Raw genomic sequence first — 11,739 nt, forward strand, 5'->3', positions numbered from 1 at the left:
TGCGCTGCGCCTGCGCTGGGCTGGGCCTGGGCTGCGCTGGGTCCGACTCGCGCAGTCTGGCCTGTGCCGGTCTGGTTTGCGCTGCGTCTGGGTTGCGCCGGGCCTGGGCTGAGCGGCGAAGTGCCAGTGTGCGCGTAAGGGTGTGGGGTGGTCAGCCGTCTGGGCGGATCTGGACTGCGTAGCCGTGTTCTGCGGCTGTCATGGTGCGTTCCGCTTCCGACGGGGTCAGGGCCAGCAGTAGTCCGCCTGTTGCCGGGTCGTCCGCGCCTGTGACGTCTAGGACCAGGGCGGCCTTGGCCACGGGCGGCGAGTCCTGGCCGGCCTCGGTCAGCCGGAACAGGTCGACGTGGTCGCCTGGGCGTAGCAGTCGGAGGGCGGCGGGTTCGGCGAGGCGGATCGGCACGCCGAGAGTTCCCGCCGGCACGGGTGGTCGGGTCAGGGTCGCCGGTGCGTCGGGCGCGGTCAGGTCGTCCTGCGCTGGGTCAGGCTGAGCGGGTGCGCCGAAGGGGTCGGCGGTCGCCGGCTTTGGGGACTTGGGACGGCTGTTCGTCCCGGGGTCCGGGTGGCAGGCCGGCTGGGCGGCGAGGGCAAGCGGGGCGGCGGTTGGGGGCGGGGCGCAGCTCTGTGAGCTTGACCACATCATCGCCGCTGCCGTCGCTAGGAGGGCCGCGACCAGGGCTGACCTCAGCAGCGCCGACCGGCCTGGGCGGCGCCAGCGGACCGGGTCCAGTCGTGGTTCTCCGCGCATCGTCGCCTCCTGAGCGGCCCCGGGGTGCGTCATCGGGGCAGAACGGTAGGCGGATGCGGCACATCCCGGTGGCCGTCCTGTGGACAACCCCGGGATGTGGATAACTACACGGCGGGCGCGGTGCCTGCTATCAGGAGGACTTCGCCGCCGAGCTCGAGGACGACGAACCGGAGCCTGACGAGCTGGAGCTCGACGAGGACGAGGACGACGACGAGGAGGCGGACGCGGCCGCCGGCGTCGAGGATGAGCTGGGCGTGGTCGCCGGGGTCGACGACGAGTCCGACTTGCTGTCCGAGGACGACGAGGACGAACCGGCCTTCTCGGCGCTCACGTTTCCGGTGCGGGAGTCGTTGCGGTAGAAGCCCGAGCCCTTGAAGACGATGCCGACCGAGTTGAAGACCTTGCGGAGCTTGCCGCTGCAGTTCGGGCAGTCGGTCAGCGCCGGCTCGGAGAAGGACTGCACCGCCTCGTGCGGGGTGCCGCACTCGGTGCAGGCGTATTGGTACGTGGGCACTGGTCCTCCGTGATACTCGCTCGCTTGGCACTCGTGGTCTAGGAGTGCCAATGCTCCGTCATCGGAGTTTATTTCGTCCAGTCCAGCGTCTCGTTGAGGCCCTCGGCCGGTGTGATCACGGCGCGTACCCGGCGGTCGTGCGGTTCGGCCGGTACGGAGGGCAGGAACTCGCCGTCGTGCAGCAGGGCGACGGAGTACGCGTCGGCGGCGCGGGCCAGTGCCCGGTCGTAGGAGCCGCCGCCGCGTCCCAGGCGCAGGCCGGAGCGGTCGACGGCCAGGGCCGGCACCACCAGCAGCGACGCCTGGGCGACCGCCTCGGGGCCGAGGCGGGGGCCGATCGGCTCGCGCAGGCCCCGCGGGCCTGGTCGCAAGGAGTCCGGGCCCTCGTAGCGGACCCAGTCGAGGTCGTTGTCCGGGAGCAGCACCGGCAGGATCAGCCGGCCCGCCAGCGCCTCCGGCAGGTCGGGGCCGCCGGGTTCGGGACCCACCGGGACGTATCCGGCGATGATCGTGTGCTGCTGTGCGCGTACGAGATTTTGGAGGGCGGCTTGGACCGCGGCCGCGGCTGACGCGCGGGTTTTCGGGGGGAGTGATCTACGTGCTGCGAGGAGTTGATCGCGCAGCGCAATCTTCGCGGTTCGAGATTTTTCCGCTTCACCGGCGAAATCCGGCATGCAACACCCCCTTTTGAAAACCGGCAAACGGTGCACACTATGTCAGCATCGCTCCAAAGAAGGCCACTTCCAGGAGGACGTGTGACTCTGCGTGGCCGACTCACTACCGCTTTTCTGGCGGTCGTGCTCGGTCCGGTTCTGCTCGGGTCCTTCTTTGTCGGAATGACCGTCGCCACGGTGAGCCGGGATCGGACGGTCGAGCGACTCGATCATGCCGCGACGACGGTGCGCACCGCCATCGGTGCCGTATGCCGGCAGTTGCAGGCCGCGGCCGACGCGGTCGCCGTGCTGCCCGAGGCCGGGCGGCGGCAGGCCGCCGACCAGCTCGTCGCCCGCGGCCTCGCCTCCGAGATCCGGATCGGCGCGGGCGTCACCGCCGGGCAGCGGGACTGCGCCACGCCGGTGGCCGGCGGGGCCGCCACCGCGATCGTCGCCCGGGCGCACCAGGCCGACGTCACCGTCTCCGCCGCCCAGCGGCTCGACGTGGAGTTCGTCAACCGGCTGGCCGCCTCCAGCGGTGCCGCCGTCACGCTGCTCGCCGGCGACGGGCCGGGTGCCGGGGCGGCTTTGAGCTCAGAGCCGGAACCGGTGAGCCGGCGGGTCGCCGCCGCGCTGCCGGGGGACGGGGCCGGGCGCGGGCAGCAGTCCGTGCGCGGGGTCCCGGCCGAGCCCGGCCAGCCGCTGCCGCTCGCGGTCTCGGTGGCGAACTCCGACCCGACGTCGCTCTACGCGTTCCTGATCTTCGGTGTCGTGATCGTCGCGGTGGTCGCGGTCCTCGTCGCCCGGCGGCTGGCCCGCTCCACCACCCGGCCGCTGGAGGAGCTGGCCTGGGCGGTCGGCAAGGTGGCCGACGGGGAGCTGGGCACCCGGGTGCCGGTCGGCCGCGGCGACGAGATCGGCCGGCTGGCGGGCACGTTCAACCGGATGACCCGCGAGCTCCAGGCGTACGTGCAGGCGCTCACCGCGAGCCGCGACCAGCTGCGCGGCCACCTCGCCATCCTCGGCGACACCCTCTCCAGCACGCACGACCTGCACCGGATACTCCAGGTCATCCTCCAGACCGCGCTGTCGGCGACCGGGGCCCGGGCCGGGATCGTGCTGCTGCTCGACCCGGTCGACGGCCGGCTCGTGGCGCGCTGCGCCGAGGGGCTGACCGGGCGCTGGGACGTGCCCGAGGCCGACCTGCCGACGCTGCGCCTGACACCCGGGGCCGGCATCCTCGGCGCGGTCGCGGCCAGCGGCGAGCCGCGGCGGGGCGTCCGCGGACCCGGCGCCGGCGTCCTCGAGGAGCCGGCCTGCCGGAGCTACGTCGCCGTGCCGATCTGCGCGCCCGCGACCGTCGGCGACCCGCTCGTGCCGGGCGACGCGCTGGCCGGCGGCCAGCCGGCCACGCTCGGGGTGCTGGCACTCTACGACCGGCTCGGCGGCGACGAGTTCGACGACCCGGACCTGCTCACGTTGCGGACCTTCGCCGGGCAGGCCGGGGTCGCCGTGCACAACGTGCGGGTGCACGAGGAGGCGCAGCGGCTGTCCCTGACCGACCCGCTCACCGGGCTCTGGAACTACCGCTACCTGCGCGAGTCGCTGCGCCGGGAGGTGGAGCGGGCCAGCCGGTTCGGTCGGATGCTGACCGTGCTCGTGCTCGACCTGGATCACTTCAAGGACGTCAACGACACGTACGGGCATGCCGCCGGCGATACCGTGCTCGGCGAGTTCGCCCGGCGGATCAGGATCGGGTTGCGCGAGGTCGACGTCGCGTTCCGGCAGGGCGGGGAGGAGTTCGTCGTGCTGCTGCCCGAGACCGACGCGTACGGTGGCGTGATAGTCGCCGAACGGCTCGGTGCCGCCGTGCGGGAGATACCGGTACCCATCGACCCGCGCAGACAGGACTCCTCGACGGGGCAGCCCGTCGACCGGGTCGCGATCAGCGTTTCGATCGGCATCGCCGTCTATCCCGAGCACGGGACCACCGCGCAGCAGGTCCTCGACGCGGCCGACGACGCACTTTATGCGGCGAAGAACGCCGGACGGGACACGTACCGCCTGGCCGAGACCGTGCCGCTGCCCGCGGCGGGTGTGCCGGACGCGACGGTTTCGACAGGCGTACCGGAAGGGCAATTCGACCATGTCACTGGTACAGACGTCGCGGCGCCAGGCGCGTCCGGCGGGCCACAACCGCCGCGGCAGGGCCGCGGCCGATAGTCTCGCGGCATGTCCGGGCACGAATTGAGCGAAGGTGCGGTGACCCCTCAGATGACGACGAAGGCCCGAGAGAGCGGCCGTCGAGCGGTGAAGGCCGTCATTCCGGCGGCGGGGCTTGCCACCCGCTTCCTCCCGGCGACCAAGGCCGTACCCAAGGAACTTCTGCCCGTTGTGGACCGCCCGGTCTTGCAGTACATCGTGGAGGAGGCCGCTGCGGCGGGCATCACCGATGTCCTGCTCGTGACCGGTCGCGGCAAGACCTCGATGGTCGACCACTTCGACCGGCGGCCCGACGTCGAGGCCCGGCTCGAGGAGAAGGGCGACCTCGAGCGGCTGGCCGCCGTCCGGCGTACCAGTGAGCTCGCCGACATCTACACCTGCCGCCAGGGCGAGCCGCTCGGGCTCGGCCACGCCGTCGGCGTCGCCGCCTCGCACATCGGCGACAACGCGTTCGCCGTGCTGCTCGGCGACGAGTTCGTCGAGGAGGACAAGCCGCTGCTGCCGGCGATGCTCGACCTCCAGGCGCAGACCGGCGGCATCGTGCTGGCCTTCATGGAGGTAAAGCCCGAGGAGACCTCCCGCTACGGGATCGCCTCGGTGGCGCCCTCCGCCATCGGCGGCGACGACATCGTCGAGGTGACCGGGCTCGTGGAGAAGCCGTCGCCCGAGGAGTCGCCCAGCAACCTGGCCGTCCTCGGCCGCTACATCCTGCCCGCGAAGATCTTCGACGCGATCCAGGACACCAAGCCGGGCAGCGGCGGCGAGATCCAGCTGACCGACGCGATGGCCGCGCTGCTGGCGGACGGCACGCCGGTGCACGGGATCATCTACCGCGGCCACCGCTACGACACCGGCATGCCGCTGGGCTACCTCCAGGCGGTCGTGCAGCTCGCCGCGAAGCGCGAGGACCTGGGCGCGGAGTTCCGGGCGTGGCTCGGCGAGTTCGTCGCCGGCGGTGCCAAGGGATGACCGCTACGGCCGATGCCGAGGCGGCCGCCAACGAGCTGATGCCTCTCGCCGAATACCTGGGCAGTGTGTTGCGCAGGTTGCGGGCGCTGCCTCCGCTCGACCTCGACCTCACCCAGGCGCACGGCAACACGCTCGCCAACGACGTGCTCGCCCCGCATCCGTACCCGGCCTTCGACCAGTCGGCCATCGACGGGTACGCGGCGCGCTGGGAGGACCTCGCCGCCGCCGGGCGGATCGGCTCACACCCGTCGTTCGGGACGTTCGAGGGCGGGCCGCGACCGGTCCGCCTCAACGTCGTCGGCGACCTCGGCGCGGCGAGCTGGCGGCCGGTGCGGCTGACGCCCGGCACGTGCTTCTCCGTGGCGGCCGGCGCGCCGCTGCCGATCGGCGCCGACGTCGTGGTGCCGGTGCACTGGACCGACCAGGGCATGGCCGCGGTGGAGATCCTGCACGCGCCGAAGCGCGGGTCCGGTGTCCGGCGCGCGGGCGACGAGCTGCCCGTCGGCCGGGTGCTGGCGCCCGCCGGCTCCTACGTGACCCCGGCGATGGTGGCGGTCTTCGCGGCCTCGGGCATCGGGCACGTCGTCGTGCGGCCCAGCCCGCGGGTCGTGGTGGTGGCGACCGGCGACGAGCTCGTCGACGTGGGCCGGCCCAGCCAGCCCGGACAGGTCGTCGACGCCAACTCGCACGCGCTGACCGCCGCGGCCGTCGAGGCCGGCGCGCTCGCGTACCGGATCGGGATCTGCGACGACGACCCCGAGGGCCTGCGCGGGCTGCTCGAGGACCAGACGCTGCGGGCCGACCTGATCATCACGACCGGCGGAACGGGTACGGGCCCCGGCGACATGCTGCGCCGGGTCCTGTCCCGCCGCGACCACGGCCGGGGCGCTGTCGGGTTCACCGACGTCGCGCTCTGCCCGGGCGCGACCCTCGGCTTCGGGACCGTGGGCGGCGAGGAGGTCCCGGTCGTCTGCCTGCCCGGCGAGCCCGGCGCGGCCCTCATCGGGTTCGAGGTGCTCGCCCGGCCGGTCATCCAGCTGCTGGCCGGTGCCGAGCCTGTCTTCCGGCCCAGCGTGAAGGCGCACCTGCTGGAGACCGTCTCCTCGCCCGGCGGGCTGCGCGAGTTCCGCCCCGCGCACGTTGCGGAGCGGCGCGGCGGCGGCTACACGGTGCAGCCGCTCGCCGGTGGGCCGTACACTCTGTCCGGCCTTGCCGAAGCCAACGGTCTGCTGGTGCTCGGCGAGCGGGTCACCTCGGCGGCTGCCGGGTCGACCGTCGACGTGTTGCTGCTCGACCGGAGGCGATGATGCTGGGGTCCATGCCCGGATGGCCCGCCGTCCTGGCGGACGGATCCGTGCTGCTCAGGCCGTACCGTCGCGGTGACGCTCAAGCGTGGTCCGAGGTGCGGATCGCCAACGAGGCCTGGCTGAGCCCGTGGGAGTCCTCGCCGCCCGGGCCCTGGCCCGAGATGAACTCCGTCCGCGCCTACTACTACGTCTACCGCGACATGAAGCGGGCCGCCCGGCGCGGCGACAGCATGCCCTTCGTGGTCTGCCTGCGCGAGGACGACGGCAGCGAGCGACTGGTCGGGCACATCAACCTCGGCAGCATCGTGCGGCGGGCGTTCAGCTCCGCGTACGTGGGCTACTGGGTCGACTCGCGGGTGGCCGGGCGCGGGGTGATCCCGACGGCGCTGGCGCTGGCCGTGGATCACGCCTTCGGCGCCGGCGGGCTGCACCGGGTGGAGATCAACATTCGGCCCGAGAACGGCCCCAGCCGGCGGGTCGTGGAGAAGCTCGGCTTCCGCGAGGAGGCCTACCACCCGCGCTACATGCACATCGACGGCGCCTGGCGCGACCACCTGGGATTCGCGATGACCAGCGAGGAAGTCGCGGCCGAGGGTGGCCTGGTGGCCCGGTGGCGGCGGCTGCGCGCCAAGGCCGGATAGGCGCGCACCGACCCGCGACACGCCCAATGAGCAATTTTCAACCTGGCCGCGGGCCAGAGGTATCCGAGCCATCGACCCGCCGCCGGGAGCTGCCGCCCGGGCCACGTGGAAAAAGGCTCAGCCGTCGATGTGCCGAAATGATCATCAGGACGGTACCGCCCCGGCGCGGCGCGGCGATTTCCGCAGCTCCCGCCCGTAACCTCGGGGAGATTGGGACTTTTGTGCGCCCGGGTCGCCGCCCGGACGCCTTCGAGGCTGACGGGAGGGGTGAGGGTGCCGACCTCGGTGCTCCTCGCCGTCCTCGCCGCGGCCGGGTTGCTCGCCCTCGCACCCGCGCTCGTGCGCCGGTACGACGCTACCGAGCGCCTGGCGGCGGAGCGGGCGTCGTCGACGGCTCGGGTGCTTCAGCGCCGCCGTCGGCTCCGCACCGTGCCCGGACGCCGACCGATAAACCCCGGACGCCGGTACGCGGTTACGTCGCGGACCCTAACGGGTGATCCATTGCCGGTCTCCGCCGCCCCCGCCCCGCCGCCGCCCTCCCGGCGGTTGCGGCTGGTCCCGGCCCGTCGGCCGGCGCGCCGTCCACGCGTACGCCGCCGGCAGACGCCCGCGGTCGTCCGGCGGCGGCGGGTTTTCGCCGCGCTGCTGCTGCTCAACGTGATCGAGCTGATCGGCGTGCTGGCGGTCGGGCCCGGCTTCTGGATCAGCTTCGCGGTCACCGGCACGCTGCTCGGGGTCTACCTGGTGCACCTGCGCAACCGGGCGATCGCGGACCGGCACCGGCGGCGGATCGAGGCGCGGGAGGCGGCCTGGCTCGCGGCGCGGCAGGCGGAGGTACGCCGGGAGCAGGCACGCCGGGCGGCGGCCCGCCGGGAGGCGCAGCGCCGGCTGGCGGCACAGAAGGAGGCGGTGCGGCGGGCGGCCATGGGCCTGGACCGCGATCCGTCGGACCTGCCGGCGGCGGTCAACGGCGGGTCGGTTTCCTACCGGCGGGGCGGTGGGCTGCGCGGGCGGGCCTACGAGGCGGGCGGCCGGGGGTCGTCGTATCCGGCTTGATGATCTTTGGGAGGGTGGTTCGCGGGCGGGCGGGGTGACCTGTTAGCCTTGCTGCGGTCCTACGGGGCCGGAGGGGCTGTGGCGCAGTCTGGTAGCGCACCTCGTTCGCATCGAGGGGGTCTGGGGTTCAAATCCCCACAGCTCCACAAGTGTCTGGGTGGTCTCTGTCCGCGGGTAGCGCGGACCGGGGCCACTTGTTTTGTCTGCTCCGGGGGCCGAGCCCCCGGAAGCCCCGCGGTGCGGTGGTTGCGCTGATCGCGGTGGTTGCGCTGATCGCGGTGGTTGCGCTGATCGCGGTGGTTGCGCTGATCGCGGTGGTTGCGCTGGGTTCGTTGGCGTCGCATGTTGTCTTCCCATAGGGTGGGACGCTGGTTGGTGCTGATCTGCGTCGCTGCGAAGATCCACGCTATTTGTGGATCATGAGCGGGGGCGTCTGTGAGGCGTTGGGGTAGAGGCCGGGCGGCCACGTTGGTGATTGCGGCCGGGATGGCGCTTGCGGTTGCCGTTCCGAGCTTTCTCCTGGCTCGGACGGCCGATGCCGCCGCCTCGGGGCCGGCGCCGGCGCGGATGCCGGTGGACCCGGCGAGCTGCGTCGTGACTGCGATGACCGGTTTCGGGGAAGGCCCGGCCGACCGGCTTCAGGGTGGTAGCTGCCGGCGGTTCACCGTCGCGGCAAACGGGGTGTACCTGGCCCGGGCGGCCGACGCGGACAACAAGACACTCGCGAGCGCGGTCTACGACGGCGTCAGCCTCGCCTGTGCCGTCGCCTGGTGCAATCTGGGGGCCGGCACCTACTACCTGGTTGCGGAGCCCGGCGCGGCCGAGCCGTACAGCGAGCCCTTCCGCGCGACCGTTGTCGATCTGAACGGCCCCGGCTGCGAGGCTGTGGCCGCACAGGGTTTCAGCACGGCGTATCGCGGCACCTTCGCCAGCCAGGGCGAGGTCCGCTGCCTGGACCTGCCCGACGCACCGGGCCGCTACCAGGTCACGCTCGCACCCGAGGACCCGAACAGGCCGATGGTGCAGCTCATCCAGGACCAGGACGCGCGGCCGTGCGCCTCCGGCCACGTCACCGACCTGCTCGGATGCGAGCTGGATATCCCGGGGTCGGCCTCGCTGATCGTGGTGAGCCAGGACCCGCGGACGACCGGTGAGTACCGGGTCGCGGTGCAGCGGACGACCGGGGCGAACGAGTGCGCCGACATGTCGCCGGGGGTGCCCGGCGCTCCCGGGCACGCGACCGTCTCGCTCTCCGGCGCCGACTTCATCACCTGCTTCGACCTTCCGGACGGCGGCTCCGGCAGCGACGAGATCCTCACCCTGGACCGGGTCGAGGGCGACGGCACGGCCTCGCTCTCCGTGTACGACAACGACGGCAGGCTGGTGTGCCAGGACACGGACGCCGCGGCGTACCAGCAGCTCGGCTGCGGACTGGGCAGTGCCCGGCACATGGTGGTGGTGCGTTCGGCGAACGGCTCCGGGCGGTACCGGATCAGCCAGGTCACCGCGATCAGCGAGAGCTGCACGGCGCCGACCTCCACGGCGTTCGGCGGCCCGGCCACCGCGGGCTCGATCAGCATCTCCGGCGACGTGCGGTGCTACCGGGTTCCGGTCAACTCCTGGATCGGGGCGCAGAGCGGCGGAGATACCCCCACGATCGGGCGTTTCGGCGAGGACGGCGAGCTGCACACCTGCCCGGCGCTGCCGTGCCTGGTGCAGTCCACTGAGGTCATCGTGGCCGCCGCGAAGCCGGCCGACTACCGGCTGGACACCTGGGCGGTCGGCTACGACTACACCGCGCCGGCGGACTGCGGCGTGATCACGGACAACACCGCGTACGGCTTCGGGCCGGTCACCGGGACGCTGAGCGCGGACGACCGGGCACACTGTGTCTCCGTGCCGACCGGGCTCTACGACGAGTTCCGGTTGACGACAGAGAACGTCGAGCCGTACCTGATCAACGGCGACGGCGGGATCGTCCGGTGCGACCAGGACGGCACCGCCTGGACCTGTTTGCCGAAGCCGTCCCTGGTCAACAGCCGTGCGCTTGTCGCGTTCATCGCGGAGCGGCCCGGGCCCTTCCGGGCCGAGGCGGCGTGCGTCACCCTTCTCCGGCTCTGCAACCACGCCTCCTTCGGGCTCGGGAGTCCTGCCCCATTCGTACTGACGGCCGGGGCAACGGCGACCTTCGCCATCTTCGGCACCGCCCTGCACCAGCAGGACACTCTGTGGCTCACCCGGGGCGGCGAGAGGGTGACCCCGATCGTGGTGCGGTCGGTGTCTGCGAACCGGGACCACTACACGGTCGACATCGACCTGACCCGGGTCGAGCCCGGCCGGTACGACCTCGAGGCGACGTCCTACTCGGCGCCACAACGGCCCTCCACCTATCGCGAAGTGGTGGTGGTGCAGCCGACGCAGCTGGCGGTGGCGACCAAGCCGTCGATCTCCGGCAAGGCCGCGGTCGGGGTCAAGGTGACCGTGAACCCCGGCGTGTGGAGTCCGGCGGTGGAGTACTACCAGTACCAGTGGGCCGCGAATGGCGTGCCGATCGCCCGGGCGACCGCTTCGTCGTACACGATCCCCGCCGAGCTGCGCGGCAAGCGCCTCACGGTGACCGTGACCGGCCGCCACGCCAACCACCTGGAGAACGTGGCGACCTCCGCCGCGCTCACCGTCGGCTACGGCGTGGCGCCGAAGGCGACCGCCAAGCCGAAGATCGTGGGGACGGTCAAGGTCGGCAGGACGGTGAAGACCTCGTCGGGCACCTGGTCGCCAAAGCCGACCTCCTACCGGTACGAGTGGCGCGTCAACGGCAAGCTCGTCGCGACGACCGGGCGGCTGAAGCTGAAGAAGTCCTGGTCGGGCAAGAAGCTGACCCTGACTGTCGTCGTCAAGCGGACCGGTCACTACGACGGCCGGACCGTCTCGGCGACCATCAAGATCAAGAAGTGATGGCGAGTGCGGGGGCCGGCCTCGGCCGACCCCCGCACTCTTTATGAAGCTGCTAGTGGCTCCGCGCCTCGCCGGCATTGATCTCGCCGATGATATGGAGCCGGCGGTCAGGACGCGGCGTCGGCCAGTTCCTCGATCCGTTCCTTGATCACGGTGCGCAGGGCGTCCGGGGCGGCGGCGTCGATGACCTCGACGTTGGTCGCCGGCGTGCCGCCGACGGTCACGAACCGCAGCCCGGGATGGGCGCCGGCGGCCTTAGTGACCGCCTCCACCTGAGCCGGGCCGACCGCGATGATCGCGCCGCAGCGGCCGCCGGTGAGCGAGGCAAGGTACGCGCTGGCGTTGCGCGCGGTCTGCGGGCCGTTGACCCGGACGTTCTGCACCCGGACGAGGTTGGCGCCCGAACTGTCCTGCATGGCCGACCAGATCGATTTCGCCTCGTTCCCGGCGACGCCCTTGTCGTCGGTGAGCAGGCAGGCGGTGGTGTCGAGATACTCACGCTGCCGGGGCGGATCCGGCCACAGCGCCCAGGTCGTCACGCCCGCGACGATGGCGGCCGCGGCCAGGCCCAAGGCGATCACCCTTGCCCGTCCCCGCCGCGGGAACTTCACGGACAACCACTGTGATCTCTTCCACAACAGAGCGTCTGACCTCGCCTTTTTGGACACCGGCG

The 11,739-nt window shown here is 72.2% G+C and carries 10 protein-coding genes and 1 tRNA gene; 7 read left to right on the forward strand and 4 right to left on the reverse strand.

The genetic code is table 11. The annotated features are described in order from the left end of the window. Positions 1-151: 151 nt before the first annotated feature. The 3 genes from BJ971_RS40850 to BJ971_RS01585 form a co-directional block, all read right to left on the reverse strand. Complete coding sequence (locus tag BJ971_RS40850) at positions 152-424, reverse strand: hypothetical protein (protein ID WP_239087470.1); 273 nt, start codon at positions 422-424, stop codon at positions 152-154. 454 nt (positions 425-878) lie between these two features. Further along, a complete protein-coding gene (locus tag BJ971_RS01580) occupies positions 879-1,262 on the reverse strand; it encodes an FmdB family zinc ribbon protein (protein ID WP_184988876.1) in 384 nt (127 codons plus the stop codon). A 68-nt stretch (positions 1,263-1,330) separates the two neighbouring features. After that, the gene (locus BJ971_RS01585; RefSeq protein ID WP_184988879.1) at positions 1,331-1,936 is read right to left on the reverse strand and encodes a 5-formyltetrahydrofolate cyclo-ligase; all 606 of its coding nucleotides are present in this window, start codon (positions 1,934-1,936) and stop codon (positions 1,331-1,333) included. A gap of 81 nt (positions 1,937-2,017) precedes the next feature. Between BJ971_RS01585 and BJ971_RS01590 the strand changes: the two genes are divergently transcribed. From BJ971_RS01590 to BJ971_RS01620, 7 genes are all read left to right on the forward strand, one after another. Further along, a complete protein-coding gene (locus tag BJ971_RS01590; protein ID WP_184988882.1) occupies positions 2,018-4,138 on the forward strand; it encodes a diguanylate cyclase in 2,121 nt (706 codons plus the stop codon). A 51-nt stretch (positions 4,139-4,189) separates the two neighbouring features. Then, the gene (locus tag BJ971_RS01595) at positions 4,190-5,107 is read left to right on the forward strand and encodes a UTP--glucose-1-phosphate uridylyltransferase (RefSeq protein ID WP_184988886.1); all 918 of its coding nucleotides are present in this window, start codon (positions 4,190-4,192) and stop codon (positions 5,105-5,107) included. Further along, complete coding sequence (locus BJ971_RS01600) at positions 5,104-6,414, forward strand: molybdopterin molybdotransferase MoeA (protein ID WP_184988889.1); 1,311 nt, start codon at positions 5,104-5,106, stop codon at positions 6,412-6,414. Before BJ971_RS01595 ends, BJ971_RS01600 begins: the two co-directional genes overlap by 4 nt. Further along, complete coding sequence (locus BJ971_RS01605; RefSeq protein WP_377884667.1) at positions 6,411-7,055, forward strand: GNAT family N-acetyltransferase; 645 nt, start codon at positions 6,411-6,413, stop codon at positions 7,053-7,055. Before BJ971_RS01600 ends, BJ971_RS01605 begins: the two co-directional genes overlap by 4 nt. 267 nt (positions 7,056-7,322) lie before the next feature. Further along, positions 7,323-8,111: a divisome protein SepX/GlpR gene (sepX, locus tag BJ971_RS01610; protein WP_184988894.1), complete on the forward strand. Its 789-nt coding sequence runs from the start codon at positions 7,323-7,325 to the stop codon at positions 8,109-8,111. 72 nt (positions 8,112-8,183) lie between these two features. Next, positions 8,184-8,257 (forward strand) — tRNA-Ala (locus tag BJ971_RS01615). 457 nt (positions 8,258-8,714) lie between these two features. Then, the gene (locus BJ971_RS01620) at positions 8,715-11,066 is read left to right on the forward strand and encodes a hypothetical protein (RefSeq protein ID WP_184988897.1); all 2,352 of its coding nucleotides are present in this window, start codon (positions 8,715-8,717) and stop codon (positions 11,064-11,066) included. 107 nt (positions 11,067-11,173) lie between these two features. On the opposite strand, the gene BJ971_RS01625 is transcribed toward BJ971_RS01620, so the two are convergent. Further along, positions 11,174-11,647, reverse strand: a complete 474-nt coding sequence (locus BJ971_RS01625) for a type 1 periplasmic-binding domain-containing protein (RefSeq protein ID WP_184988900.1) — start codon at positions 11,645-11,647, stop codon at positions 11,174-11,176. Positions 11,648-11,739 lie beyond the last annotated feature (92 nt).

The organism is Amorphoplanes digitatis, from assembly GCF_014205335.1.
GTDB classification, from domain to species: domain Bacteria; phylum Actinomycetota; class Actinomycetes; order Mycobacteriales; family Micromonosporaceae; genus Actinoplanes; species Actinoplanes digitatus.

Coding starts and splice junctions, on each gene's coding strand:
- BJ971_RS01585 (WP_184988879.1), bottom strand. CDS start 1,936: ATGCCGGATTTCGCCGGTGAAGCGGAAAAATCTCGAACCGCGAAGATT.
- BJ971_RS01595 (WP_184988886.1), top strand. CDS start 4,190: ATGACGACGAAGGCCCGAGAGAGCGGCCGTCGAGCGGTGAAGGCCGTC.
- BJ971_RS01600 (WP_184988889.1), top strand. CDS start 5,104: ATGACCGCTACGGCCGATGCCGAGGCGGCCGCCAACGAGCTGATGCCT.
- BJ971_RS01605 (WP_377884667.1), top strand. CDS start 6,411: ATGATGCTGGGGTCCATGCCCGGATGGCCCGCCGTCCTGGCGGACGGA.
- BJ971_RS01620 (WP_184988897.1), top strand. CDS start 8,715: ATGACCGGTTTCGGGGAAGGCCCGGCCGACCGGCTTCAGGGTGGTAGC.